Consider the following 24,288-nt stretch of genomic DNA (forward strand, 5'->3'; position numbering starts at 1 on the left):
CAAGCTATGCACACCGACCGGTACCCACGTGGGTTAAGCTGGGCTTATGACAGAGTTGGAGAAGGGGCCGCGCGGCCTGCGCCGCGGCAGGGGCGCACGGGAGCGCATCCTCAGCGCGTCACAACAGCTGTTCCGCGATCAAGGGATCGGCGGCACGGGCATGGACCAGCTCTGCGCGGTGGCCGAGGTGTCCAAGCGGACGCTCTATCAGCACTTCGGCGGCAAGGACGAGCTGATCGCCGAAGGCCTGCGCCGGTTCGATCCCGACATCCTGCCCGAGGTGTTCGACCGCACCGACCTCACACCTCGCGAACGGCTTCTCGCCGTGTTCGACGTGCACGCGCCCCTGTGCCCGTACATCGCGGCAGCCGTGGAGATCCCCGACCCGGCCCACCCGGCACGTGAGTACGCCCGCGACTACAAGAAGAGCTTTGCCGCCCGGCTCACCGATGCCGCCCGCGAGGCAGGCGCCGCCGACCCCGAACAGCTGGGCGAGCAACTGGCGTTGCTCCTGGACGGCGCCTCGGCCCGCAGCCGAGTCCTCGACTCCGACGCGTTCGCCACCGCCGCCGCCGTCGCGGTTGTCCTCGTCGACAACGCCGTCCCCACGACGGCGGCACCGGCCGTGGCGAGCGCCGCCGAGCAGCGCGCCTCGGGCTCCCCCGCTGCCGCGTCCCCCACCGGCGACTCAGCTCTTTGAGTCAGCCGTCGCAGGAGACGCGATGGACTGGTCCTGGCGCGCCCTGACGCATTCTTTCGCGCCGCCCGCCGCGGGTCTGAAACAAGCCTGCACCGACGTCCCGGGGTTCACCACGTTCATCAGCGTGTGGACGTAGGTGTCCGCCTCGTTGCGGGTGGTGACCCGTGCGCCGTGGAGGGATCCGTCCCGGCCCCCCGTCCGGATCTCGACGCGGTCGTCCACGACGGCGCCCCACATCCGGGCCCAACTCGCCCCGCATTCCTCGCTGTAGCGGATCTGGATCCAGGCACCCGTGGCGGTCTCGCGCTCGGCGAGCGTCATGGGCTCGGCGCCGCATTTCATCGTGATCGGGTCCTTGTCCTGACAGGCGTCGTGCCGGCAGAGCGCTCCGGTGGCAGGGGGTGGCGTGGGGGACGGTGACCGCTCTTTACCGTGCGAGGGGGGAAGGTTGAGGAGCACGAGCGTCCCTATGACCACCGCGCAGACCGACACCAGAGCGGTGAGGACGGTCACGGGCCGGTGGCTGGGCGGACGTGCGGGGGTGGGGTGGACGTCGCCCGGGACTCCCTTTGGTGGCGCTGCTTCCGGTGTGGCTGCTTCTGCTGTGGCTGTCTCTGTCGGGACGGTGTCGGGCGGGGCGTCGGTCGAGGGCGAGGACGGCGTGTCCGTCCGAGTGCCGGTGCGCTGTCGGGCCGACGTCTGCCGCGTCGGCGCACTGGCTTCCTCGTTCGGCGTCCCGGCCGTCCCGTTCGCCCCGTCCGCTCGGTCCGCTCGGTCTGTTCGGTCCGTCCTGTGCGTCCGGGCGATGTCCAAGAGCGCCAACGGGTGGTCGGCCGCTTCGCCGACCAGACGGCACAGCTCGATGACCGCGCTGCGGGGCGGCAGGCTCTTGCCGTTGAGGTAGCGCTCCCAGGACGACTTGCTGAAGGTGGTCACGTTCGCGAGCTGCGCCAGGCTCAGGCCGCTGCGCTGCTTCAACTGCCGCAGTACGGCGGCCAGTCGGGCGCCCGACGGTGAGGGTGCAGCCCGTGTCATCCGCGCAGCGCCTTCCAGGAGCGCGGCCCCAGCATCCCGTCGACGGCCAGGCCCGAACGCTGCTGGAACGTCTTGACGGCCCGTAGCGTCAGCGGGCCGAACATGCCGTCGATCCCGCCCGGTGAGATGCCTGCCCGGCGCAGCAGACACTGCGCTTCGGCCACGTCGGCGCCCGTGGCCCCGTACACGATCTCGTCGTTGCGGCCCTTGTTGATGCCTGCCGACCAACTGCCGTCGACGCGGCTGATACGGCAGGTGTAGGTGGGCGACGGGGAGGCCGCGGCGGTGGAGGGCGGGGCGGCGACGGCCGCCTGGGTGACGTCGCCGTCGAGGCGCAGCATGAGGAGCAGTGCTGCCAGGAGGGCCACGGTCAGGGCGGCGAGGCCAGCCGTGAGGGCGATGTGCGGGATGCGGCCGGGGGCCGGCGCGGGGGCAGGTGGTGCCGTCGGCCCGATCAGGGTGACCGGCTCCGGCTCCTGTCCCTGCCCCTGCTCCTGTCCCTTTTCGAGTTCCCGTTCCTGCGTCGCGGGTCGCGGGTCTACGGCGGTCCTGGCGCTGCGGCTGTCCCAGGTGTCGGCGGCGACCTCGTGCAGGGCGAGCAGCGGGACGGGGTCGGCGCCGGTGATCCGGGCCAGTGCCTCCAGCGCCTCCCGGGGCGGCAGCGAGGTGCCTCCCAGGTACCGCTCCCACGACTTGGCGCTGTAACCGGTCTTCGCCGCGAGGTGTCGCATCGTCAGCTCGCCGTGATCCTTCAGCTGGCGTAACCGTTCCACCAACTGCCTTGCGCAGGGATCGAGTTCGGCGGACAGCGCCTTGTAGCGCGGCATGTTTCCCCCAATACGTTCATGAGCGTGAGCAGCGACCCCCCTCGCTGCTCCGCATTCTGCATGAGCCCGTCACATCTGTCACAGGTGTCCCACACAGTCGTCCCCCTGACCCCTGTCGTCGCAGGTCAGCAAGGTGGTCGTCCCGAGCAACCGTCATCTGCGCCACAGCCGTGGCCACGACGCCCCGGCGCCCTGCACCTTTGATCTCGCCACCTGGTCCCGTGGGGCGGGACGGGTGCAGATTCCACGACCGAAAGAGGAAAGCATGCGAGCGAACGCTCTGGGCACGACCATCGCCGGACTCGTCACCGTTGTCGGCCTCGCCGCCGGCAGCGTGGCGACCGCGGGCACCAGCTTCGCGGCGACCGCGACCTCCGCACAGACGGCGGCCGTCTCACAGCCCGCCGCCGTGACCGCGACGCAGAACTTCGGTCTGACCACGGCCGAGGCCAAGAACGTCCAGAACTTCCTCGCGGACTACTGGGGCTACACGGGCGCCATCGACGGCCAGCTGGGCACCAACAGCTGGAAGGCCTTCCAGCGCTGCCTCGCGAAGTACTGGGGCTACACGGGCGAGATCGACGGGGACCCCGGCACCAACACCATCAAGGCGCTGCAGCGTCTGCTGAAGGACAGCTACGGCTACACGGGTGACATCGACGGCATCGCCGGTTCGGGCACCCGGGCGGCGTTCAAGCGCTTCGCCGCCTGACCGTCCCACCCCTCCGGCCCCGGCCCGTCCTTACGGCAAGGACGGGCCGGGGTCGTGTGTTCTCGCCCCTCCAGCAACAGAAGGAGAACCTCCCGCCATGGGAAGACCCGCATTCCTCGTTCGCGCCGAAGACGACAGTTCCCAACGCCGGAACACGCTCCGCACCGGGGTGGGTTGGCGGACGCGCGTCGGGACTTTCGCTGCCACCGCGGCCATGGTCTCGGCCGGCCTCGTGATCGGCGCCCAGCCCGCCGCGGCGGCACCGGCCCCGATCAAGCTGACCTCCGCCTCCTGTCCCGCCGAGATCGCGCAGGGCCAGACGAGCGGTTGCGTCACGGAGCTGCAGAACCTGCTCAACGCGCACGGCGCCGGTCTGGTCGTGGACGGCCAGTTCGGGGCGGGCACGCTCTACGCGGTCCGTGAGTACCAGGCCGCCACCGCCATCGCCGTGGACGGGCGGGTGGGCCCGGCGACCAAGAGCAAGCTGTACGCGACCGGCGGCTCGGCGCCCGCCCCCGTCAATCTGAACTCCACCTCCTGCCCCGCGAACATCGTCCAGGGCGCCAAGGGCGGATGCGTCACCGAGCTCCAGCGGCTGCTGCGCCACCAGGGTTACGCCGTCGACGTGGACGGCGACTTCGGGGCCGGGACGGCGAGCGCGGTCCGCACCTTCCAGTCCTCCCGCGGGCTCACGGCGGACGGACAGGTCGGAACGGACACCAAGCGGGCGCTGTACGACACCGACGAGTCACCCTCGACGGGCCTGGACCTGAGGTCGTCGTCCTGCCCGGAGAACATCGTGGAGGGACAGAGCGGCGGCTGCGTCGCCACGCTGCAGTCCCTGCTGAACGGCAAGGGCCAGAGCCTCGACGTCGACGCCAGCTTCGGCCCCCAGACCCTGGCGGCCGTGAAGGCGTTCCAGTCCGCGAGCGGCCTCACCGCCGACGGCCAGGTCGGCCCGAACACCAAGGCCGCCCTGTACGCGAACATCGGCGGGGGCGGCGGCAACGGCGCGCCCGCGCCCATCAATTTGAACTCCGCCTCCTGCCCGAACGAGATCGTGCAGGGGCAACGCAGCGGCTGCGTCACCGAGTTGCAGAGCCTGCTCAACCACCACGGTGCCGATCTCGCCGTCGACGGTGACTTCGGTGCGCTCACCGACAGCGCCGTCCGGGACTTCCAGGCCGAGAAGGGTCTGTCGGTCGACGGCCACGCGGGGCCGAACACCAAGGCCGCGCTGTACGGCGCGGTCACGCCGCCGTCGTCGCCTCCGCCCGGCGGCGGTTACGCCAAGATCCTCGAAGTGGCCGAGGCCGAGGCGGGCACGGTCGAGGGCAGCGCCCGCGCGAACAGTTACGGCTCGTCCGTGGGTCTCTCGCTCTCCACCAGCAACTACGCCTGGTGCGCGACCTTCGTGAGCTGGGTGGCCAAGCAGACCGGGGCCAGCTCCTACCGCAACTCCTACGTCTCGGGCTGGGTCAAGCAGGCGCGGGCCGGCAACTACCACCTGTCGGTGACGACCAGCCCGCAGCCGGGCGACATCGTGGCCTTCGACTGGGACGGCGGAAGCGACTTCACCGGCGGCAACGAGCACATCGGCATCGTGCGTACGATCTCCGGCTCGTCCTTCACCACGGTCGAGGGCAACACGGGTAACCCCAACGGCGACAACGACGGCGTCTACGTCAGGTCCCGCGCCACGAACAGCGGATACGACGTGGTCTTCATCCGCGTCCGCTGAGCGGCTCGGCGTCTCGCTGCACGGCCGGGGCGGCGGCGGCCGTGGGCTTGCCCGCGCGGACGACGGCCGAGTGCATGCCGTCGGCGACCGGGTGGGTCGGAGTGATCTCGATGTCCGTGAAACCGGCCGCCGCCAGCCCCCGGCGGTACTCGGCGAAGGACAGGGCTCCGGCGATGCAGCCGGCGTGGTCCCCGCGCTCGGCCCGTTGACCGGGGGCGAGGGTGTCGTCGGCGACGACGTCCGAGACGCCCATGCGGCCGCCGGGCCTGAGCACGCGGAACGTCTCGGCGAAGACGGCGGCCTTGTCGGTGGACAGATTGATCACGCAGTTGGAGATGACGACGTCGACGGTGTCCGCGGGCAGCGGGATCGCCTCGATGGTGCCCTTGAGGAACTCGACGTTCGTCGCGCCCGCCTTCTCGGCGTTGGCCAGGGCCAGCGCCAGCATCTCCTCCGTCATGTCCAGTCCGTACGCCTTGCCGGTCGGGCCCACCCGGCGTGCGGACAGCAGGACGTCGATTCCGCCGCCCGAGCCGAGGTCGAGCACGCGCTCGCCCTCGCGCAGTTCGGCGACGGCGGTCGGGTTGCCGCAGCCGAGCGAGGCCGCGACCGCCTCGGCGGGCAGGGTGTCGCGCTCGTCGGCTCCGTACAGGGCCGAGCCGAAGTTGTCGTCGACCTCGACCGGCTGGGGGCCGCAACAGCCGGTGCCGCCCTCGGTGCCGCTCCCTGCCGTCGTGACCTTCAGGGCCGCCGCGGCGTACCGCTGACGGACGATCTCGCGCAGGTCGGTGGACTGCTCGCTCATGTCCCACTCCTCGATCGAGGGCCGCGGCACGGCCCGGAACGGTCTGTATTGATATTCATTGATACAAGCTTGCGCCTTGGATCGAAAGACGTCAACATAGAAACATGTCGAAACAAGAGCTTGAGGTGATCGGTCAGGACAGCGCCTGCTGCCCCGGCCTGGCCGCCGCGCCGCTGGACGAGGACCAGGCGGCCGACCTGGCGAAGTTCTTCAAGGCCCTGGGCGACCCGGTCCGTCTGCGTCTGATGTCGATGATCGCCTCGCGCGGTGAGGGCAGCGAGGGCAGCGCGCGCGGTGAGGTGTGCGTGTGCGAGCTGACCCCGGCCTTCGACCTGTCCCAGCCGACGATCTCGCACCACCTCAAGCTGTTGCGGCAGGCCGGTCTCATCGACTGCGAGCGTCGTGGGACGTGGGTGTACTACTGGGTGCTGCCCGGCGTGCTGGACCGGCTCGCCGGGTTCCTGGCCACCCCGCGGGCTGCGGGAGCCGGCGCGTGACGGCCCCGCTCGGCCGCCGGGTCGCCGCGGAGGCGACCGGGACCGGGCTGCTGGTGGCGGTGGTGGCCGCCGTCCACGGCCCGCGGTCCGCCCCGGCCCGCCACGGCAGCGGCATGCCCGCCGGCGAACCCCGGCCCGTCTCCTCCTGACCGCTCCCCGAGAAAGCCCGCCATGAACACTTCCGCCTCACGCCCGTCGGTGCTGTTCGTCTGCGTCCACAACGCCGGCCGCTCCCAGATGGCCGCCGCCTTCCTCACTCACCTCGCGGGCGACCGCATCGAGGTCCGCTCGGCCGGCTCGGCGCCCGCCGACGCCGTCAACCCGGCCGTGGTCGCGGCGATGGCGGAAGCCGGGATCGACATCTCCGCGGAGACTCCGAAGATCCTCACGGTGGAGGCCGTCCAGGCGTCCGACGTCGTGATCACCATGGGGTGCGGCGACGCCTGCCCCGTCTTCCCCGGCAAGCGGTATCTCGACTGGCAGCTCGACGATCCGGCCGGTCAGGGCGTCGCAGCCGTCCGCCCGATCCGCGACGCGATCGAGACGCGCGTGCGCGCGCTGATCGCGGAAGTGGCACCCGGCTGAGAGCGACCGGCGGATGCGCGGTACGCCGTGGGTCAGTAGCGTGCTGTTCTGGTGTCCGGCCTCGGGCCGGGTGGTTCCGTCAGGTCCGCGAGCAGGGGAGGCGGCATGGCCGACAAGAAGGCGGCGACTCTGCCGCGCAAGCCGTACGAGCGTGAACTGCTGCGCCTGCAGACCGAGTTGGTGAAGCTCCAGGAGTGGGTACGGGCGGAGGGCGCCCGGCTCGTGGTCGTCTTCGAGGGACGCGACGCGGCGGGCAAGGGCGGCACCATCAAACGGGTCGCCGAGCATCTCAATCCGCGGGTCGCCCGGATCGTCGCCCTGCCCAAGCCGACCGAGCGGCAGCGCACCCAGTGGTACTTCCAGCGCTACACCGAGCACCTTCCCGCGGCCGGGGAGATCGTGCTGTTCGACCGCAGCTGGTACAACCGGGCCGGGGTCGAGCACGTCATGGGCTTCTGTACGAAGCAGGAGTACCAGCTCTTCCTGCGCCAGTGTCCGATCTATGAGCGGATGCTGGTGGAGGAGGGAATCGTGCTGCGCAAGTACTGGTTCTCGGTGAGCGACGCCGTGCAGGAGGACCGGTTCCGGCGCCGGCTCGACGATCCGGTGCGGCGCTGGAAGCTCTCGCCGATGGACCTTGAGTCGATCACCCACTGGGAGGCGTACTCGCGGGCCAAGGACGAGATGCTGGTCCACACGGACATCGCCGAGGCGCCCTGGTTCATCGTCGAGAGCGACGACAAGCGGCGGGCCCGCCTCAACATGATCGCCCATCTGCTGGGTTCACTGCCCTACCACGACGTCCCGCCCCCGGTGCTTGAGCTGCCGAAGCGCCCGCCGTCGATGGGCTACGAGCGACCGCCGCGCGATCTGCAGACGTACGTCCCCGACCATGCGGCGAGCCTCTGACCGAGCGGCGGGCTCCGGCGCGGCTGTGTCTACATCGGCTGGCGGCCGGCCGCGTCACCGTCCGGGTCGTCGGCGAGGACGACCGAGGCCCGGATGCGCTTGCCGACCGGTTCACGGTGGATCTCGAAGCTCCGGCACACCGCCATGACGATCTCCAGACCGTGCTGCCCGATCCGAGCCGGGTTCGGCGGCAGGATCCGCGGCAGCGTGGCGCCGCTGTCCCACACCGTCACCGCGACGGCTCCTTCGCCGGATTCCAGGGTCATCACGCAGGGTCCTGGAGCGTGTTTACGAGCGTTGGTCACTAGCTCGGACACCACCAGCTGAACCGTTCCGATCGCCCGCGAGGACACCGGCACACCATGCTTGGCCTGCAAGGATTCCAAAAATCTGCGGGCCGTGTCACGGGCGTCACCGATCCCCGCAGTGCCTTCCACCACAGCGGTGACCGCTGCGGACGTGTCCGTCAGTTGCTGCCGGCCTTTTTCCTGCTCAGCCAGATTCATATTGTTCCGCCTCACTGCCGAAGCGCTCTTACCGGATGTCGCATACCCCGAAAACACCACCTCACCAGGAAAACGGGGACGGATTTCCGACCGGGGGCCGGAGCCGGGCGGCCGTTCGTCGGGTGCGGGTTCTCGTGGGTTGCTCGCGCCGTTCCCCGCGCCCCTGAGGGACGCCCCCTCAGAGGCGCGAGGTGGCTATGCGGCGGCGCGTACTCCCCGGGACGTGAAGGTGTGTGTTCCGGGGGTGACCGTGTAGACAGTGCGGTCTCCCTCTGTGCGGTGGACGTCGGCGCCGTGAGGTGTGGACCGGGGCGCGCGGGTGCCTCTGGGGACCCGTACCTCGGCTGTGGTGTTCGGCGGGATGTGGACGGTCAGCCGGAACGTGCCGTTCTTCAGGGTCCACTCCGACGCGGCCTCGCCGTACGGGGTCCGGTAGGTGCCGGCGACGTGGGTGAGATCTCCGACCGGCCTCGGGTCGATGACCAGCTCGCGGTAGCCGACGGACCCGGGGGCGTGCCGGATTCCGGCCAGGCCGCCGTGGAACCACTCCTCGATCTGGAGGAGGATCATGTGGTTCTTCGAGTTCCGGATGCCCCACTCCTCCGGGATGGTCGTCAGGCCCTGGGGGTTGGCGGTCGTGGGTGCCATGAAGAATCCGTAGCTGGGCTGCGTGTCCTCCTGGAGGACCTTCCAGAGCACGTCGTCCCGCCGGCCGTCCATCAGAGCGCGGACGATCGGGGCCAGACCGATGGTGCCGCCGCTGAAGTGCGGTCCCCCGCCGAAGGGCTGGAAGCCGTTGACCAGCTCGACCAGGGCGTCCAGGACCCGGGCACGCTGGTCGGCCGGAACGAGGCCTTCGTCGAGTGCCAGCGCTTGGGCGGCCTGCGTCGCCCCTTCCGTGCCCTGCTCCCCCTGGCTGGTGTACCGGCCCAGCGTCCTGTTGTAGAACGCGTCGTTGAACGCGGTCCTGATGTTGGCGGCCAGCGCGCGGTACTCCGCGGCGTCCGCCCGGCGCCCCAGCAGCGCGGCCATCCTCGCCATGCGGTCGGCGACCTGGTGATAGCCCCAGGTACCGGTGATGCGCCCGGACGTGGTCTCGGCGGCGATCCAGTCGGCGAGGGCAGCGTCGACGATGTGCGCGTCGGCGCCGGTACCTGCCTTCCGGGTCCTGATGTAGTTCAGGAACGCCTGCATCTGCGGGTAGTGGCGGGCCATGGTCTGCGTGTCGCCGTAGGTCTCGTAGAGGAACCAGGGGGTGAGGACGATGCCGTTGCCCCAGTTGATCTCGTCCCCGAAGCGGCCGGTGTACCCCCAGTCGTACACCGGGGCCTTGAGGGCGACGTTGCCGATGTTGTCGCCGGCCTTGGACTGGCCCTCCGCGAGGTGGCGTTCCATGGTCCGCAGGTAGGCCGCGTACCCGAAGTGGCGGTGCAGGGAGTGGAAGGGCTGCAGGTAGTCCGCGGGGTAGGCGAGCTTCTCGCGGCCGGGGCAGTCCGTGAACGTGGACATCAGGTTGCTCATGATCGAGTACCGGGACATACGGTGGATGCGGTTGATCCGGTCGTCGGAGGTGCGCAGGCTGCCCGCGACGGGGGTGGCGGCGTGCAGTTGCAGGCCCGTGAGGGTCGCGGCGGTGGGCTCGTATCCCGCGGGAAGGCCGGTGACCTGTACCCATTGCATGCCGAAGTAGTTTAGTTCGGGGTGCCAGGTCTCGTTCTCGGCTCCGCCGTGTGCGGTGTACGTGGCGAAGACGTCGGTGCCGCGGCCTGCGCCGCCGCCCATGATCGAGGCCTGGTCGACGGTGCCGTCCGCGTTGAGGGACTCCGCGGGCCGCAGCTTGACGGTCGTACCGGCGGGAACCCTGCCGTCCAGGTTGAGCTGGGGCCAGCCGGCGAAGTTCTGGCCGAAGTCGAAGACCCACACTCCGGGCTGCGGCTGGGTGACCGAGACGGGACGGAGGCGGTCGGCGATCTTCACCGGTTCGCCCGCGCGCCAGACGAGTTCGGTGGTCAGGTTGGGCGGCGGGGCGATACCGGCGGCGACCCAGCCGACGGACGAGCCGTCCCGGCGGCGGGCGGTGCTGCCCAGGTCGGCGCCTGCTTCGGTCCATCCGGCCTGCTCGCGCCGGGCGTCGTGGTCGGTGCCCGAGTACCAGTTGTTCGTCGTGGTCGGTCCCAGGGTTGTCCGCCACGCGCGGTCACTGACGACGATCTCCACCGACCCGTCGTCCTTGGTGATCTCAAGTCGGGCGATCATGCGGGGCGTGACGGCCGCACCCGCGCTGGGGTCGGTGCTCGCAAGGGAGTTGCCCGAACCGGTGACGGCGGCGTCGGCAGTGTGCGCCTTCTTCAGAGCGGGCTGGAAGGTGATGCCTGTTCCGTCGGCTCCGGCGGTGCCGACGGCGGTGATGGTGCGTGCCTCCAGCCGTTCCCCGCCGTCACCCGTGTCGACGTTGACCGTGCCACCGACGTGATAGCCGGTCACCGCGCTCACCTTGACGGTACGGTCCCCGGCGGCGGCCGGGGCCGCGAGGACGCCGCTGCCCTTGGTCTGGCTCTGCCACCAACTGTAGGGAGCCGTACGCCCCGTGGCGGGGTTGGTGACGGACCGCGTGACCAGCGCGGTGCCGTGTCCCAGCTCGACACCGAGCACGTTGGCACCGGGACGCACCAGCTCGGTCACGTCGTAGGCGCGGTACTCGGTGGACAGCTGGTAGTTGGAGTTGCCCGGGGCAAGGACCTCGTCGGTCACCCGGCTGCCGTTGACACGGGCGAGATGCAGGCCGACGCCCGACAGGTACAGCCGCGCCCTGGCGATCCTCGTACCGTGGCGGCCCACGGTGAACGCCCGGGCGAAGAGCGGCAGTGGATCACCGACGCCGCGGGTGGGGTGTTCGATCCATTCGGCGTCACCCCAGTCGGCGCGCTTGAGCAGGCCTGTCTCCCAGGCGGCGGGACGGCTCCATGGGGTGACATGCCCCTGGGTGTCCCAGGCCCTCACCTGCCACAGCACCTCCTGACGGGAGTGGAGGTCACGGCCGCGCCACGGTATGTCGTTCTGCGCGTCGGACCGGACCTTGCCGGAATCCCACAGGTAGGGCCCGTGGACGAGTTCACGCGCTGTACGGGCGGCGCGGACCTGGTAGGCGGCCTGTTTCCATCCCTGCCGACCCGTGGTCACCCGCCAGCTGAGTCTCGGGGTGGTGTCGTCGACACCGAGGGGCTCGTCCAGGCGTCCGTTGACGGCGAGGTCGACGACAGCAGTGGTCACGGACGCTCCACGGGCTTGTGCGGCGGCGGCCGGGCCGGCGGCCACGAGGGGGATCGTCATGCCGGCCGTTCCGGCGGCCATGACTCCCACGACGTGTCTGCGGCTGAGGGAGCTGCGCGGCTCTGCGGACATGCTGGAACTCCTTGGGTACGAGAAGGGGTGAGGTGGTTACGCGGACGGGTGGGCAGCGGCCCGTCGGCGTGGTGACGCGGACGGGTGAGCGGCCACCGGTCGGTCAGGAGCCGGCTTTGTAGTCGGAGTCCATCGACTTGAGGACGTCCTTCGGCTCGGCCTGGCCGCTGAAGATCTCCTGCAGGCCACTGAGCATGGTCTGCTGCACCTTGGCGTTGGGCCAGAGCTGGTCCATGAACGGCACGGTCCGGTCGTCGGTGATGAAGCGCGACAGCTCGGTCAGCGACGGGTCGACGGTGTAGCCCGTGCCGGGCAGGGTGGGCAGGCCGCCCTGCTTCTCGACGTACAGGTTCATGCCCTTCGGCGACATCACGAAGTCGACCCACTTCAGGGCCAGTTCCTCGTTCTTCGCCTTCGCGTTGACGCCGTAGCCCGCCCCCGCCGCGGCGGGCATCAGGGCATCGGCCGGCTTGTCGTCGGCGGGCAGCGGCTTGAGGGTGAAGGTCCCCTTCGGGTTCTTCTCCTTGAGCAGGGCGATCACCCAGTTGCCCTGCACGATGCCCAGCGTCTTCCCGGTGGCCGCGAGTTGCTGACTGGCCTCGTAGTTCGTGCCGAGCGGGTTCTTCTGGAAGCAGCCCTCCTTCTCCATGGTCCGGTACTTGTCCATGGCGGTCTGCCACGCGGAGCCGGCGAAGGTCACCTGCCCGGCCTGCATCTTCTGGTCGAAGTCCCGCTCGGGTCCGTACACGGTCGTGGCGACCAGGGCGTACTGCACGATCTGTGTGACCCAGTTGTCCTGGAGGCCGAGCGCGAAGGCGGGGGTCTTCCTGGCCGCGGCGTCCTTGCAGAAGGCAAGGAGTTCGGTCCAGGTCGTCGGCGCGGTGAGGCCCGATTCCTTGAGGGCCTGCTGGTTGTAGACGGCGCCGATGCCGTTCTGTCCGAAGAGCGCGTTGTAGGTCTTGCCGTCGTACTGGGCGACACTCCTGGTGGCGTCCGGGAGCTTCGCCGCCCAGGGGCGGTCCGAGAGGTCCCGCAGGTAGCCGGGCTCGGCCAGCACATGGGTGGCGGCCGGGTTGCCGTTGCCGGGCCACACCGACATCACATCGGGGGCGGTGCCCGAGGACAGCTGGGTGCGGATCTGCTGCTGGTACTGGTCCGCGCCACTGGTGGTGTAGCGGACCTCGACGCCCGGGTTGGCCTTCTCGAATGCCTTGACGACGTCCTCGACCGAGCCCTGGTCGACGGAGGCGAGGGTGAGGGTGAGGGTCCGGGAGTCTTTGCCTTCACCCGCTTCGGTGCCGCCGCTGCAGGCGGCCAGCAGGGCGACGGAGGCGGTGGTGGCGAGGGCGGCTCGTAGGGTCTTCATGATGTCTCCCGCGAGGAGGAACTGCGGTGGAATGAGCGGGACAGCGCCCCGGACAAGCAGGGGCTGCGGGGCGTGCGGGCAGGTCGGCGAGGGTGTGTCACCCCCGCAGTCCGCCGGCGAAGCCGTTGATGATGCTGCGTTGGAGCGCGAGGTAGATGGCCAGGACCGGCACGATGCTGATCACCAGCGCGGCGAAGATGAGGTTCCAGTCGGTGACGTACTGGCCGACGAAGCCGGCGATGGCGACCGGCATGGTCTGCTGGGCGCTGCCGCTGAGGTACAGCAGCGGGGTGAAGAAGTCGTTCCACACGGCGACGGTGTTGAGCACGAGCGCGGTCACGGTGATCGGCTTGAGCATGGGCAGGACGACATGGCGGAAGCCCTGCAGGGGTGTGCAGCCGTCGATCCGGGCGGCGTCCTCGAAGTCGCGGGGCATCGCGCGCAGGAAGCCGGTGTAGAGGAACACCGTGAACGGCACCTGCAGACCGCAGTGGAACAGGATCAACGCCCAGGGACTGCCGAGCAGTTGAAGGTCGCGCATGGTGTGGTAGAGCGGCAGCGACGCCAGTTGGAAGGGCAGCACGAGGCCGAGCATGATCAGCAGGTAGGTGGCGCGCGACCAGCGGGCGGTGATCCGGGCGAGGGGGTAGGCGGCGAGGGACGAGACGGCCAGGACGACCACGACACTGACCGAGGTGACGAGAAGGCTGTTGGCCAGGGCGCCGCCGAGTGCCCCCTGCTTCCACGCCTGCGAGAAGTTGTCGAGGGTGGGCGAGGTGGTCGGCCGGATCGGCGAGGAGGTGTCCGAAGGCGACCGGACGGCCAGGTTGACGAGGATGTACACCGGGAACGCCACCACCAGGGCCGCGGCGGCCATGACGAGTTCCAGAACGAGGGTGCGGGGGCGGTAGCGGTTCACGACGCGGCCTTTTCGGTGCGGGCCAGCATGAAGTACTGGCCGGTGGAGACGACGGCGACGACGAGGGTCAGGACGACGGCGAGCGCGATGCTGTAGCCGAACTCCCCGAGGGTGAAGGCGTCCTTGTAGATCAGCGTGGAGAGGGTGTCGGTGGCGTGTCCGGGGCCGCCGCCCGTGAGGGCGTACACCTGGTCGAAGAGCTTGAGGCCGCCGATGCTCGACAGCATCAGGTTGATGGTGAGGGCCGGGGTGAGCAGGGGTCGGGTGACGGACCAGAAGCGGCGGACGGGGCCGGCGCCGTCGATCGCCGCGGCCTCGTGGATCTCGGCGGGGACCGACTGCAGGCCGGCCAGGAAGATCACCATCGAGTAGCCGGAGTACTGCCAGACGGTCACCCCCACCACCGACCAGAGCGCGGTGTCCGGGTCGCCCAGCCAGTTCTGCTGCCATGAGTCCAGCCCCACGCCACCCAGCAGACTGTTGACCGCGCCGTCGGGTCCCAGCAGGTTGCGCCACAGGTAGGCGGTCACGATCTGCGTGATCACGGCGGGCGCGAACAGGAACACCCGCAGGAGATTGCGGGACTTGATCGCGCTGTTCACCCCGAGCGCGAGGAGGAGTCCGATGAGGTTCTGGATGACGGTGATGGCCAGGGCGATGAGCAGGGTGTGCCAGATGGCCTGGACCGCGTCCTCGTCGCGGGTGAGGTCGGTGAAGTTGTCCAGGCCGACGAAGGAGAGGTCCGGGTCGAGTCCGTCCCAGTCGGTGAAGGCGTAGTAGACGCCGCGGGCACTGGGCACCAGGACCACGAAGACGAACAGCAGCATCGCCGGGAGCAGGAACCACCAGGTCGACGCCGTCTGCGACCGCCGCACCGGGGCGGGTACGGGGGCCGGGCCGGGGGCAGGGACGACCGGCTTCCCGGGCTGATCGGTCGGAGCAATCATCACTGACGGACCCACTTCGAATGAAACGTTTCAATGGGATGCCCGGCGGTACACCGGAATGCTGCGCCGCAGGAGTCCCTGCCGCTTGATCGTTGGATCGACGTGCTGGTGATCGACGTACGGGAACGGTGGTGGACCGGGTCGGCCGGGCGTGGAATGGGTAACGTTTCCCACGAGTTGCGCCGACCCTAGGATCCACCTCCTGTTACGTCAAGATGTTCTGCAGGCTGCGTCTTCATGGCCCGAGGCGCCCGGACAGCAGAGGCGGAACGATCCGAGGGAGCACGCTTTCAGGCCGATGGGCTCTACACTCTGCGGCAACGTTCCCCACGATGGAGGCAGCCGGATGGAGCCGCCCGCACAGTCCCGGCGCGTGACGATCGTCGACGTGGCGCGCCATGCGCAGGTCTCGACGACCGCCGTGTCGAAGGTGCTGCGCAACGCCTACGGCGCAAGCCCCGCCATGCGGGAGAAGGTGCAGCGCTCGATCGCCGAGCTCGGGTACCGCCCGTACGCGGCCGCCCGGGGTCTGCGAGGTCAGACGTACACCATCGGCATCATGCTCCCGGACATCCGCAACCCCTTCTTCCCGGACATCGTCGACGGCGTGACCGACTGGTTCACGGACACCGACTACCAGGTCCTGCTGGGTCCGGGGTGCAACGGCGAGGAAGCGGAAGCGCGCGTCACGGAAGCGATGATCGACCGCGGGATGGACGGTCTGATCCTGATCGCGCCCGTGTCACCGCGGTCCCACCTCGAACACCTGGCGAACCTCGTGCCGACCGTGGTCGTCGGCCGGCACGGGCACTCCCCCCGGTACGACACCGTGGTGGACGACGACCTCACGGGGGCGTCGCTGATCGTCGACCACCTCGTGGATCTGGGACACCGGCGCATCGCCCACATCGAGCACCTGGAAACGGATCCGACCCGGCTCGCGGAGATGCCCAACACACTGCGCACGGAGGGCTATCGACGTGCCATGAGCGCGCGCGGCCTCGCGGACGAGACGGATGTCGTCTCCACCAGCTACACCCAGGAGGGCGGCTATCTCGGAGCACAGCAGCTGCTCGCCCGCGAGCAGCGCCCCACGGCCATCTTCGCCGGCGCCGACTTCGTGGCCATGGGCGTGCTGGAAGCACTGGCCGAGGCGAAGCTCTCCGTCCCCGAGGACATCTCCCTGACCGGTTACGACAACACCTCGTTCGCCGCGCTGCGTTCGATCTCCCTGACCAGCGTCGACCAGGCGGGGCACGCCATCGGCGGCAACGCCGCCCGCCTGCTGCTGGACCGGATCACCGACCGGGGCCGGCCGACGGTCCAGGTGAAGCTCTCCCCCACCCTGATTGTGCGCAACTCCACGGCCCCCGCGTCGAAGTAACACCGGAGCCGACCGGAAGGTACCGCCCCGGCTCGTCGACGGCCGGTGAAACACAGGCACGGACGTCCGGAACGCAACCGCTGCGCTCCTTCAATGAGGAGGTCTGATGTGGGACCGGAAATGGACCGCAGGGCGATGATCGGCAATTCGCTGTCCGCGAGGACGGTGCTCGACCGCCACCGGTAGCACCGCGTTGATCAGATATTGCGACGCCCCGACGTGGAACAGGGGCGTCGTCAAAAGCCGGCGTTCCGGTTCTTGTTGGCGGCCGCCTTCAGCGCGTTCACCACGGCGGGTTTGTTGTAGCCGATCCACTTCGTCTTCCGCTCCAACTCTCGCTGCTGCGCGGGCATACCGGAACTTTCCCCCTGCTGCAGGATCAGGACTCCGATGAGGCCCGCCGCCGCGTAGCCGCACACCCCCGCCTCGCCCTCCACGGTGGCGGCATCGCTGGTCGGCAGCGTGACACGGTTGACATGGGCCTGCGCTATCAGAAGAAAGCCGTCCAGGGCGAAGCCCTGCAGTTGATTGAGTGACCATTCCTCAATGGGGTCCTTGGTCGTGTCCTTCAGCCCGAGACCGGTCTGCGCGGTGGCCATGGCGTCGGACGGCGGGTCCACAAGAAGGGGGTTCAGGGGCAGACCGCCGAAAGTCCCGTTTGCGATGATCTTACGCGTCTGCGCAGGGCTGGTCCCGCGGGTAATCAGGACGGTCCCGGCCTCCTTGAGTGCGGCGACAGACGTTTCCTGTTTCCGCTGTGCTGTATTCATTTTACTGGCCATGCCGCTGTGCTGCTTCATATTTTCGAGGCACCACTCACGGTCCGCCGCCGTCTGCCTGGCCGCTTCGGCGGCCTCCTCTTTATAGTCGTCGTAGACCTGCATGACGTCCTGCAATTCGAACGTGTCAGTCGCGCTGGCTGCAATGAAAACAATCAGCCCCAGCAGAGCGCGCTCGGTCGACCCTTCTGCCGGCGCCTTTTCGCCCAGCACGCGAAAAACAGCTGCCCTGGCACCGGCATACGTCTCGTGACCGTAGACGGCCTTGTCGATGAGGAGCACGGCTTCCCCTTCCCCACAGGGCCGGACGGCCCCATGTCCCGGTGTCCCCTCCGCGGGGCAGCACCACGATCCCATCGCGGGACACCGGACGCGAGGGCTCCATCTAAATCGATTTTCTACATAAGAAAAGGTGCACACGAAACTCAGGACCGCTTCCGTTGAAAGGGCGCCGGATGACTTCCTGTGCGCAGCGCGTGCCCCCAGTGCCGTGTCACTACGGCACAGCATCAATAACACGTTGGAACTCAGCCGCATCCACTCCAGTGACGTTCGCATCTATGCATCCGAGATCGCATGTACCAACTAGAGTCGGAAGGTGAAGAGGATGCCCGGCATCAGGGGTGCAGAGCTGCAAAGGAATTCCCCATTCCGCACCGCCCGTCGGCTCCTGTCGCTGGCGCCCGCCCCAACCGGCGAACCCATGGAGCGGTGAGCGCGACGGCAGTCAGTTCGGCGCGGACTGCGCGCAAGCGGGTCGCAGCGTGCCCAGTTCGTCAGAGGGTTGCCTGTTCGCCAATGTATGGCGTCCGGCCGGAGTTGCGGCGGGCGCCAAGCTGCCGGTCAGGGTGTGGATCCAGGGTGGCGGCTTCGTGGCCGGCAGGATCGGCCGCCCGGCGGGTCGGGCAGCGTGTCCGGTTCGGCCAGGACAGAAGGACCCCGCCGGCGTCAACGGTCCCTCGCCCGGCTGTGACGTGCCAGACCGCACTGTGCAGGGGAACCGCGTTCCGGGGTATGACAGGGCCTCTCACGCGCCTACCGGCAGGTCATCCGCGCCCGCACACTCAAGAGCATGACACCTGAGCAGCCCCGTGGAGGCACCGAGCTGGGGCGCTTCCTGCGAGCCCGCCGGGCTCGGATCAGCCCGGCCGAGGCCGGGCTCACCGCCGGCCCGGGCCCGCGCCGCACCCCCGGACTGCACCGTGAGGAACTGGCCGCCCTCGCCGGCATCAGCATCGACTACTACACCCGTCTGGAGCGCGGCAAGGAGACCGGACCCAGCACGTCCGTCGTCGACGCGCTGGCCCGGGCCCTGCATCTGGAGGAGACCGAGCACGAGCACCTGCGCGGTCTGGCCGTCCTCGCCAATCGCGCCGCGCCGGAGCCCCCGGCGGCGCCGAGCAGGACCGTAAGGTCGGGTGTGCGACTGCTGCTGGAGGGTCTGCGGCCGTATCCCGCGCACGTCGTCAGCCGCACCGACGACCTGCTCGCGTGGAACCCCGGCGGGCTGAGGTTGCTGTCCGGGATCGCTGAGCAGCCGGCCCGGCAGCGGAACCTCGCCCGCTACCTCTTCCTCCACCCCACCGCGCGCACACTCTTCCCCGACTGGGACCACCAGGTCCGCGGGTGCGTCGCCCGGCTGCGGGCCCTGGCCGGCACCGACCCGGATGCCCCCGACCTGGCCCGCCTGGCGGGCGAACTCCTGCTCAAGAGCCCGGAGTTCGCCCGCTCGTGGGAGCGTTACGACATCAAAGCCCCCACGCACGGCCGTAAGGCCTTCCGTCATTCCGAGGTCGGGGACCTCACCCTCGGCCACCAGTCCATGGAGGTGGAGGGCACGCCGGGCCACCGGCTCATCACCTATTACGCCGAGCCGGGCACCCCCGGCCATGACGCCCTCGTCCTCCTGGACCTGCTCGGCTCGCAGCCGACTCCGCACGCGCCGACCTCGTCACAGCGCGAACCCACGTCGTTCGGCCCGTGAAGCTCTCATGGCGCCCCCGTCGACGACGAGGGTGCCGGTCATGTCGTGCAGGAGGTCGGTCAGGGCTGTCGGCGCTGTTTCTGTTCGGTCTGCGAGGCAGCCTGCTCTCCAGACTCCGGCGATGCGACGTCGAGCAGGAGCATGGCGTCGTGGTCGGGGGTATTGGGATCAGCCGTGTAGACGCCGAAGCGTTGGCCGGGGGTGTCCTCAAGGTGCATGCTCTGGCCGCTGAGGGTGAGTACGCCGACCTGGGGGTGGTGAAAAGTCTTGTGAGTCTTCTTGCGGCCGGCCACCTCGTAGCGCTCCCACAGCTTGGCGAAGTCGGGGCTCTTGAGCAGGAGTTCGCCCACCAGGCCGGTGAGGTCGGAGGCGTCCGGGTCGGTGCCGGCCAGAGCGCGCAGCCGGGCGACGCACCCGCGGACCTGGTGGTCCCAGTCGGGGAAGAGTGTGCGCGCGGTGGGGTGGAGGAAGAGGTAGCGGGCAAGGTTGCGCTGGGTGGCGGGCCAGTCGGCGAGGCCCGCGTACAGGGCGAGTCCGCCGGGGTTCCAGGCGAGCAGGTCCATACTGCGGCTGACGATGTAAGCCGGGTTGGGTCGCATCGTCTCCAGGATCAGCTTCAGGTGCGGACGCACGATACGGCCGGCCGGCGGGGCGGGTTCGGCGGCGTAGCGTGCGGCAAGGGCGGCGAGCTCGCGCAGGTGCTGGTGCTCGGCGTCGTCGAGCCGCAGGGCGCGGGCAAGGGCGTCCAGCACGGCGGGGCTGGGACGGGTCTCCTTGCCGCGCTCCAGACGGACGTAGTAGTCGATACTGATGCCGGCGAGCGTGGCCAGCTCCTCGCGGCGCAGCCCGGGGGTACGGCGCAAGCCGGTGCCCACGGTGAGACCCACCTGCTCAGGGCGGGTCTGGGTGCGGCGCGCGTGCAGGAACCGGCCCAGTTCCAGGTCGGCGCTCCTGCTGGTGCTCTGCTCGGATGCCATACCGCCAGTCTCACACCGCGCTGACCTGCGTGGCAGGTGGGAGGGGGGCCCTGTCACACCCCTGAACACCGCTCCCCGGCACGACCCGGCCTGCCACCTGGGCGGAAAAGGCGCGAGGCTCGGTAGCTGTCAGCACCAGGCTTTCCCAGTCCAGGAGATCGTCCCTTGTCCACGTCCGCCTCGTCCACGTCACTCCCCGACGGCGTGACCGGCCCGCCGCCGCGGAGCAGGCCCGGCTCCCGCGCCGCACTGGCCGCCGTACTGCTCGGATTCTTCACCATCATGGTCGACGCGATGATCGTGAACGTGGCCCTGCCCTCCATCGGACGTGGCTTCGACAGCGGCATGACCGGACTGCAGTGGGTCGTCGACGGCTACACCCTCGCCTTCGCCGCCTTCCTGCTGTCCGCGGGCGCGGTCAGTGACCGTGTCGGGGCCCGTCAGGCGTTCGCCTGCGGCCTGGGCCTGTTCGTGGCGGCGTCGGCGGTCTGCGCGACGGCGCCGAATCTGGGCGTGCTGGTGGCGGCGCGGCTGGCGCAGGGGGTCGGGGCCGCGCTCGTCGTCCCGTCCTCCCTCGCCCTGCTGCGGGAGACCTTTCCCGACCCTGCGGCCCGTGCGAGGGCGATCGCCCTGTGGGGCGTGGGCGGCTCGGTCGGCGCGGCCGCCGGGCCCGTGGCCGGCGGACTGCTCACGGTCATCGATTGGCGGATGATCTTCTTCGTCAACCTGCCCGTCGGCGCGGTGGCCCTGGTGCTCCTCAGGCGTGCCCAGCGCTCCCCTCGGCGGAAGGTTCCCTTCGACTGGACCGGCCAGGTGGCCGCCGTCGCCGCCATGGGTGCGCTGACGTACGCGGTCATCGAAGCCGGCGCGAAGGGGTTCGGCGCCGCGCGGGTGCCGGTGACTTTCGCCCTGGCCGTCGTGGCCGCCGTCGTCTACCTGGTGGCGCAGGGCCGTGGCCGCCATCCGATGACACCGCTGCCGCTGCTGCGCTCCCGCACGATGTCCCTCTCGGCCGCCATCGGGTTCGCCCTGAACGTCGGCTTCTACGGGATGATCTTCCTGTTGGGTCTGTACCTCCAACAGGTGCACGGGCTGAGCGCCCTCGCCACCGGTGTGGGATTCCTGCCGATGACGGTGCTGACCTCGTTCATGGGGCCTGTCGCCGCCCGCCTGACCGTACGGTTCGGAGCACGGATCCCGGTGGTCACAGGCCAGTGCCTGATGGTCGTGGGTCTGCTGGCGATGACGGCAGTACCCACCGGCGCGCCGGTGTGGCTCTCGGTACTGCTGATGGTGCCCGTCGGCTCCGGCGGCGCGATGGCCGTGACCGCGCTGACGGCATTGCTGCTGGAGAAGGTGCCCGCCGAGCGGGCCGGCGTCGCCAGTGGTGTGCTGAATGCGTCCCGCCAGCTCGGTGGCGCTCTGGCCGTAGCCGTCTTCGGCGCGCTGGTCGCCGGACGGGCCGGCTTCGTCTCCGGCCTGCACACCAGTCTGCTGATCGCCGCGGCGATCGTGGCGGTGAGCGTCGTGGCCAGCCTGCTGCTGCACGTACAGATCTCTCCTGAGGAGCCGACCACCGCTACCGGTGTGAGTCCGCGCGCGGGCGAACACCGACCGACCGGCGCCACGCCCTTTTCACCCTCTACCCGTAGCCGTACCCGACAGTAAGGAAGACCCCATGCAGACCGTCACCCTCAACAACGGCGTCGAGATGCCGATCCTCGGTTTCGGCGTGTTCCAGATCCCCTCGGAGGAGACCGAGCAGGCCGTCACCGAGGCCCTGGCCGCCGGCTACCGCATGCTCGACACAGCGTCCTCGTACGGCAACGAGGAAGCCGTCGGCCGCGCGATCAGGAGCAGCGGCATTCCGCGCGCGGACCTGTTCGTCACGACGAAGTTGTACGTCCAGGACACCCCCGCGCAGGAGAACACCACGCGTGCCTTCGAAACGTCGCTGGGCAAGCTCGGCCTCGACCACGTCGACCTGTACCTGATGCACCAGCCCTACGGTGACGTGTACGGCCAGTGGCGTGCCATGGAGGCCCTGCATCACGAGGGCCGGAGCAAGGCGATCGGTGTCTCCAACTTCTACCCGGACCGGCTCCTCGACCTCATCATCAACAACGAGGTCACCCCGGCGGTCAACCAGGTCGAGACCCATCCGTTCTTCCAGCGCGCCGACTACCAGGAGCTCATGCGCGAGCACGGGGTCCAGATCGAGTCGTGGGGCGGTTTCGCCGAGGGCAAGAACGACCTCTTCAGCAATCCGGTACTGAGCGGCATCGGCGAGAAGCACGGCAAGTCGGTGGCGCAGGTCGTGCTCCGCTGGCTGACCCAGCGCGGAGTCGTCGCGATCCCCAAGTCGGTCCGCGCCGACCGGATGGCCGAGAACCTCGACGTCTTCGACTTCGACCTCACCGACGAGCAGATGGCCTCCATCGCCACCCTGGACACCGGCAGCTCGCTGTTCTTCGACCACCACGACCCGAAGATGGTCAACTGGCTCAGCGCACGGCGCCTGGACGGCTGACCCGGCAGACGACACCCCCCTCACGGACCAGGGTCTGAACATGTCCCAGAACCAGAACATCACCGACGTACGCGTCGTGGACGTCGCGGGCGCGACCGGCAGCATCGGAGAAAATGCGCGCGCAGCCGCGCCGCCTGGTCGTCGTTCGTTCCTGGGTGGCGTACTTGTGGGAGGAGCCACCGTCATGACCGGAGCCCAGATCAGCGGCTGTTCCCCGTCGCAGTCGGGCGGGGCGGTGCCGACAGCGAAGTCCAGCCAGCGACCGGCCACCGCAGCCTCGTCCGGCGAACGAGTCCTGCTGGCCTACTTCTCCCGTCCGGGCGAGAATTACTACTACGGCGGACGCCGGAATCTCAGGACCGGGAACACCGAGGTCCTCGCGGACATGATCAGCAAGCACATCGAGTGCGACGTCCACCGCATCGAGGCCGTCGACGCCTACTCCGAAGACTACGACGAGACGGTCGCGCGCAACGTGCGCGAACAGAACGCCGACGCGCGGCCGGCCGTCGTCGACCCCCCGCCGTCGATCGACCGGTACGACACGGTCCTGCTGGCCAGCCCGATCTGGAACGTTCGGGCACCCATGATCATGTCGACGTTCGCCGAACGGTACGACTTCGGCGGTAGGACGGTTCATCCTGTCACCACGTACGCGATGAGCGGGCTGGGCACCACGGAGCGCGACTACGCGCGGTCCTGCCCCGGGGCGACCATCGGGGAAGGGCTCGCGGTGCAGGGCGAGAAGGTCGAGGACGCCGACACCGAAGTCCGGGCGTGGCTGCGGCTCACCGGTCTTCTCCGGGGCTGAGCCCCCGGAACCGGACCAGTCTGCCCGCGCCGGGACCTGTGCGACAGGTGGGAGAGGGGCCCTGTCACTGCCTGGCTCAGCGTTCCCTGGCACAACACACCCTGTTGCGGGGCCAGTTGGGTCTTCAGGCTGAGCGGAAGCCCACTGCCGTCGGAGCAACGGCGAACCTCCGTCCTGGCTCACGCCGATCAGCAGGTCCCCCACATTCCTCGTATCGAGAGAGTGAGCATGTCTACCGAAACTCCCGAGTCGGCCGCGTCTCCTCCCGCCCGTTCCCCGTCGACACCGTCACGCCGTACCTTCATCGCCACCACCACGGCCGCCGGCGGGGTCGTCGCGGCGGGCGGCCTGGTCGCCGGTCCGGCACTGCTCGGCGCCCAGGAGGCCGCTGCCGCCGACGCATCGCCCAGCAGCCGTGTCTCGTTGACCGTCAACGGCGAGAGGCACATCGTGACGGTGGACAACCGCACCTCGCTGCTGGACCTGCTGCGCGAGCACCTCGATCTGACCGGGTCGAAGAAGGGCTGCAACGCCGGTGCCTGCGGCGCCTGCACGGTCCTGGTCGACGGACGCCGGGTCAACTCCTGCCTCATCCTGGCCGTGCGCCTGGAGGGCGCCGAGGTCACCACCGTCGAGGGGCTGGCCAGGGGCGAGCGTCTGCATCCGCTGCAGCAGGCGTTCATCGACCAGGACGCCTTCCAGTGCGGCTACTGCACCCCGGGCCAGATCATGTCCGGCGTCGGCTGCATCGAGGAAGGACACACCGGATCCGCGGACGAGATCCGGGAGTCGATGAGCGGCAACCTCTGCCGCTGCGGCTGTTACGTGAAGATCGTGCGCGCGGTCGAGCAGGCCTCGGGCCGGAAGTGAGT

Annotated in this window: 24 protein-coding genes; 14 read left to right on the plus strand and 10 right to left on the minus strand. The window is 69.5% G+C overall.

All coding sequences use genetic code 11. The features are described from left to right. Window positions 1-46 precede the first annotated feature (46 nt). Window positions 47-700, plus strand: coding sequence for a TetR/AcrR family transcriptional regulator (locus C6Y14_RS01110; RefSeq protein WP_107014515.1), 654 nt, complete (start codon window positions 47-49; stop codon window positions 698-700). Here C6Y14_RS01110 and C6Y14_RS01115 read toward each other — a convergent pair. Together C6Y14_RS01115 and C6Y14_RS01120 are read right to left on the minus strand one after the other, a co-directional pair. Then, the gene (locus C6Y14_RS01115; protein ID WP_107014516.1) at window positions 689-1,735 is read right to left on the minus strand and encodes a helix-turn-helix domain-containing protein; all 1,047 of its coding nucleotides are present in this window, start codon (window positions 1,733-1,735) and stop codon (window positions 689-691) included. The genes C6Y14_RS01110 and C6Y14_RS01115 overlap by 12 nt on opposite strands. Continuing rightward, on the minus strand, window positions 1,732-2,562 hold the full coding sequence (locus tag C6Y14_RS01120; protein ID WP_107014517.1) for a peptidoglycan-binding protein: 831 nt from the start codon (window positions 2,560-2,562) through the stop codon (window positions 1,732-1,734). Before C6Y14_RS01120 ends, C6Y14_RS01115 begins: the two co-directional genes overlap by 4 nt. A gap of 265 nt (window positions 2,563-2,827) precedes the next feature. On the opposite strand from C6Y14_RS01120, the gene C6Y14_RS01125 reads away from it, so the two are divergent. Further along, the gene (locus C6Y14_RS01125) at window positions 2,828-3,274 is read left to right on the plus strand and encodes a peptidoglycan-binding domain-containing protein (protein WP_107014518.1); all 447 of its coding nucleotides are present in this window, start codon (window positions 2,828-2,830) and stop codon (window positions 3,272-3,274) included. A gap of 97 nt (window positions 3,275-3,371) precedes the next feature. Continuing rightward, window positions 3,372-5,015 (plus strand): peptidoglycan-binding protein, encoded by a 1,644-nt coding sequence (locus C6Y14_RS01130; RefSeq protein WP_107014519.1) that lies wholly within the window; start codon window positions 3,372-3,374, stop codon window positions 5,013-5,015. On the opposite strand, the gene arsM is transcribed toward C6Y14_RS01130, so the two are convergent. Continuing rightward, window positions 4,999-5,820, minus strand: coding sequence for an arsenite methyltransferase (arsM, locus tag C6Y14_RS01135; RefSeq protein WP_107015115.1), 822 nt, complete (start codon window positions 5,818-5,820; stop codon window positions 4,999-5,001). The two genes, C6Y14_RS01130 and arsM, sit on opposite strands and share 17 nt — an antisense overlap. Window positions 5,821-5,924: 104 nt before the next feature. Between arsM and C6Y14_RS01140 the strand changes: the two genes are divergently transcribed. The 4 genes from C6Y14_RS01140 to ppk2 all read left to right on the plus strand — a co-directional run bounded on the left by C6Y14_RS01140 (window position 5,925) and on the right by ppk2 (window position 7,811). Next, window positions 5,925-6,317: an ArsR/SmtB family transcription factor gene (locus C6Y14_RS01140; protein WP_107014520.1), complete on the plus strand. Its 393-nt coding sequence runs from the start codon at window positions 5,925-5,927 to the stop codon at window positions 6,315-6,317. Then, window positions 6,314-6,466 carry a hypothetical protein gene (locus C6Y14_RS43860; protein ID WP_159074136.1) on the plus strand — a complete coding sequence of 51 codons (153 nt, stop codon included), beginning with the start codon at window positions 6,314-6,316 and terminating at the stop codon, window positions 6,464-6,466. Before C6Y14_RS01140 ends, C6Y14_RS43860 begins: the two co-directional genes overlap by 4 nt. A 22-nt stretch (window positions 6,467-6,488) precedes the next feature. Continuing rightward, on the plus strand, window positions 6,489-6,902 hold the full coding sequence (locus C6Y14_RS01145) for an arsenate reductase ArsC (RefSeq protein ID WP_107014521.1): 414 nt from the start codon (window positions 6,489-6,491) through the stop codon (window positions 6,900-6,902). 105 nt (window positions 6,903-7,007) lie between these two features. Continuing rightward, window positions 7,008-7,811 carry a polyphosphate kinase 2 gene (ppk2, locus tag C6Y14_RS01150; protein ID WP_107014522.1) on the plus strand — a complete coding sequence of 268 codons (804 nt, stop codon included), beginning with the start codon at window positions 7,008-7,010 and terminating at the stop codon, window positions 7,809-7,811. A gap of 29 nt (window positions 7,812-7,840) precedes the next feature. Here the strand turns inward: ppk2 and C6Y14_RS01155 are convergent, their stop codons facing one another. The 5 genes from C6Y14_RS01155 to C6Y14_RS01175 all read right to left on the minus strand — a co-directional run bounded on the left by C6Y14_RS01155 (window position 7,841) and on the right by C6Y14_RS01175 (window position 14,951). Further along, window positions 7,841-8,317, minus strand: coding sequence for an ATP-binding protein (locus C6Y14_RS01155; RefSeq protein ID WP_107014523.1), 477 nt, complete (start codon window positions 8,315-8,317; stop codon window positions 7,841-7,843). A 195-nt stretch (window positions 8,318-8,512) separates the two neighbouring features. Beyond that, window positions 8,513-11,719, minus strand: a complete 3,207-nt coding sequence (locus C6Y14_RS01160) for a family 78 glycoside hydrolase catalytic domain (protein WP_107014524.1) — start codon at window positions 11,717-11,719, stop codon at window positions 8,513-8,515. A 103-nt stretch (window positions 11,720-11,822) separates the two neighbouring features. After that, window positions 11,823-13,085 carry an ABC transporter substrate-binding protein gene (locus tag C6Y14_RS01165; protein ID WP_107014525.1) on the minus strand — a complete coding sequence of 421 codons (1,263 nt, stop codon included), beginning with the start codon at window positions 13,083-13,085 and terminating at the stop codon, window positions 11,823-11,825. Between the two features lie 97 nt (window positions 13,086-13,182). Continuing rightward, a complete protein-coding gene (locus C6Y14_RS01170) occupies window positions 13,183-14,004 on the minus strand; it encodes a carbohydrate ABC transporter permease (protein ID WP_107014526.1) in 822 nt (273 codons plus the stop codon). Then, the gene (locus C6Y14_RS01175) at window positions 14,001-14,951 is read right to left on the minus strand and encodes a carbohydrate ABC transporter permease (protein ID WP_107014527.1); all 951 of its coding nucleotides are present in this window, start codon (window positions 14,949-14,951) and stop codon (window positions 14,001-14,003) included. The genes C6Y14_RS01170 and C6Y14_RS01175 overlap by 4 nt, the downstream gene beginning before the upstream one ends. A 346-nt stretch (window positions 14,952-15,297) precedes the next feature. Here C6Y14_RS01175 and C6Y14_RS01180 point away from each other — a divergent pair, with 346 nt between their 5' ends. Further along, a complete protein-coding gene (locus C6Y14_RS01180) occupies window positions 15,298-16,335 on the plus strand; it encodes a LacI family DNA-binding transcriptional regulator (RefSeq protein ID WP_199854585.1) in 1,038 nt (345 codons plus the stop codon). A gap of 236 nt (window positions 16,336-16,571) precedes the next feature. Here C6Y14_RS01180 and C6Y14_RS01185 read toward each other — a convergent pair whose 3' ends face one another. Continuing rightward, entirely contained in the window at window positions 16,572-17,396 is an 825-nt protein-coding gene (locus C6Y14_RS01185) for a hypothetical protein (RefSeq protein ID WP_107014528.1), read from the minus strand. 341 nt (window positions 17,397-17,737) lie between these two features. Here C6Y14_RS01185 and C6Y14_RS45790 point away from each other — a divergent pair, with 341 nt between their 5' ends. Both C6Y14_RS45790 and C6Y14_RS01195 read left to right on the plus strand, forming a co-directional pair. Beyond that, window positions 17,738-18,190: a carboxylesterase family protein gene (locus C6Y14_RS45790; RefSeq protein ID WP_107014529.1), complete on the plus strand. Its 453-nt coding sequence runs from the start codon at window positions 17,738-17,740 to the stop codon at window positions 18,188-18,190. Next, window positions 18,187-19,098 (plus strand): helix-turn-helix transcriptional regulator, encoded by a 912-nt coding sequence (locus C6Y14_RS01195; protein WP_107014530.1) that lies wholly within the window; start codon window positions 18,187-18,189, stop codon window positions 19,096-19,098. The genes C6Y14_RS45790 and C6Y14_RS01195 overlap by 4 nt, the downstream gene beginning before the upstream one ends. A gap of 59 nt (window positions 19,099-19,157) precedes the next feature. On the opposite strand, the gene C6Y14_RS01200 is transcribed toward C6Y14_RS01195, so the two are convergent. Beyond that, a complete protein-coding gene (locus tag C6Y14_RS01200) occupies window positions 19,158-20,075 on the minus strand; it encodes a helix-turn-helix transcriptional regulator (protein WP_107014531.1) in 918 nt (305 codons plus the stop codon). A gap of 165 nt (window positions 20,076-20,240) precedes the next feature. Here C6Y14_RS01200 and C6Y14_RS01205 point away from each other — a divergent pair, with 165 nt between their 5' ends. The 4 genes from C6Y14_RS01205 (at window position 20,241) to C6Y14_RS01220 (ending at window position 24,286) form a co-directional block, all read left to right on the plus strand. Then, window positions 20,241-21,743, plus strand: coding sequence for an MFS transporter (locus C6Y14_RS01205; RefSeq protein WP_225890821.1), 1,503 nt, complete (start codon window positions 20,241-20,243; stop codon window positions 21,741-21,743). A gap of 10 nt (window positions 21,744-21,753) precedes the next feature. Further along, window positions 21,754-22,605 (plus strand): aldo/keto reductase, encoded by an 852-nt coding sequence (locus C6Y14_RS01210; protein ID WP_107014532.1) that lies wholly within the window; start codon window positions 21,754-21,756, stop codon window positions 22,603-22,605. 40 nt (window positions 22,606-22,645) lie between these two features. Further along, window positions 22,646-23,416 carry a flavodoxin gene (locus C6Y14_RS01215; RefSeq protein ID WP_225890822.1) on the plus strand — a complete coding sequence of 257 codons (771 nt, stop codon included), beginning with the start codon at window positions 22,646-22,648 and terminating at the stop codon, window positions 23,414-23,416. 228 nt (window positions 23,417-23,644) lie between these two features. Next, entirely contained in the window at window positions 23,645-24,286 is a 642-nt protein-coding gene (locus C6Y14_RS01220) for a (2Fe-2S)-binding protein (RefSeq protein WP_107014534.1), read from the plus strand. Window positions 24,287-24,288: the final 2 nt, after the last annotated feature.

Source organism: Streptomyces dioscori, assembly GCF_003024195.1.
Taxonomy (GTDB): Bacteria; Actinomycetota; Actinomycetes; order Streptomycetales; family Streptomycetaceae; genus Streptomyces; species Streptomyces dioscori.

Excerpts from the sequence above, each read along its gene's own strand:
- C6Y14_RS01110 (WP_107014515.1), top strand. The coding sequence starts at position 47 with ATGACAGAGTTGGAGAAGGGGCCGCGCGGCCTGCGCCGCGGCAGGGGC.
- C6Y14_RS01155 (WP_107014523.1), bottom strand. The coding sequence starts at position 8,317 with ATGAATCTGGCTGAGCAGGAAAAAGGCCGGCAGCAACTGACGGACACG.
- C6Y14_RS01130 (WP_107014519.1), top strand. The coding sequence starts at position 3,372 with ATGGGAAGACCCGCATTCCTCGTTCGCGCCGAAGACGACAGTTCCCAA.
- C6Y14_RS01175 (WP_107014527.1), bottom strand. The coding sequence starts at position 14,951 with ATGATTGCTCCGACCGATCAGCCCGGGAAGCCGGTCGTCCCTGCCCCC.
- C6Y14_RS01145 (WP_107014521.1), top strand. The coding sequence starts at position 6,489 with ATGAACACTTCCGCCTCACGCCCGTCGGTGCTGTTCGTCTGCGTCCAC.
- arsM (WP_107015115.1), bottom strand. The coding sequence starts at position 5,820 with ATGAGCGAGCAGTCCACCGACCTGCGCGAGATCGTCCGTCAGCGGTAC.
- C6Y14_RS01195 (WP_107014530.1), top strand. The coding sequence starts at position 18,187 with ATGACACCTGAGCAGCCCCGTGGAGGCACCGAGCTGGGGCGCTTCCTG.
- C6Y14_RS01125 (WP_107014518.1), top strand. The coding sequence starts at position 2,828 with ATGCGAGCGAACGCTCTGGGCACGACCATCGCCGGACTCGTCACCGTT.
- C6Y14_RS01215 (WP_225890822.1), top strand. The coding sequence starts at position 22,646 with ATGTCCCAGAACCAGAACATCACCGACGTACGCGTCGTGGACGTCGCG.
- C6Y14_RS01120 (WP_107014517.1), bottom strand. The coding sequence starts at position 2,562 with ATGCCGCGCTACAAGGCGCTGTCCGCCGAACTCGATCCCTGCGCAAGG.
- C6Y14_RS01180 (WP_199854585.1), top strand. The coding sequence starts at position 15,298 with ATGGAGCCGCCCGCACAGTCCCGGCGCGTGACGATCGTCGACGTGGCG.
- C6Y14_RS01200 (WP_107014531.1), bottom strand. The coding sequence starts at position 20,075 with ATGGCATCCGAGCAGAGCACCAGCAGGAGCGCCGACCTGGAACTGGGC.
- C6Y14_RS01115 (WP_107014516.1), bottom strand. The coding sequence starts at position 1,735 with ATGACACGGGCTGCACCCTCACCGTCGGGCGCCCGACTGGCCGCCGTA.
- C6Y14_RS01220 (WP_107014534.1), top strand. The coding sequence starts at position 23,645 with ATGTCTACCGAAACTCCCGAGTCGGCCGCGTCTCCTCCCGCCCGTTCC.
- C6Y14_RS01160 (WP_107014524.1), bottom strand. The coding sequence starts at position 11,719 with ATGTCCGCAGAGCCGCGCAGCTCCCTCAGCCGCAGACACGTCGTGGGA.
- C6Y14_RS01210 (WP_107014532.1), top strand. The coding sequence starts at position 21,754 with ATGCAGACCGTCACCCTCAACAACGGCGTCGAGATGCCGATCCTCGGT.
- C6Y14_RS01140 (WP_107014520.1), top strand. The coding sequence starts at position 5,925 with ATGTCGAAACAAGAGCTTGAGGTGATCGGTCAGGACAGCGCCTGCTGC.
- ppk2 (WP_107014522.1), top strand. The coding sequence starts at position 7,008 with ATGGCCGACAAGAAGGCGGCGACTCTGCCGCGCAAGCCGTACGAGCGT.
- C6Y14_RS01165 (WP_107014525.1), bottom strand. The coding sequence starts at position 13,085 with ATGAAGACCCTACGAGCCGCCCTCGCCACCACCGCCTCCGTCGCCCTG.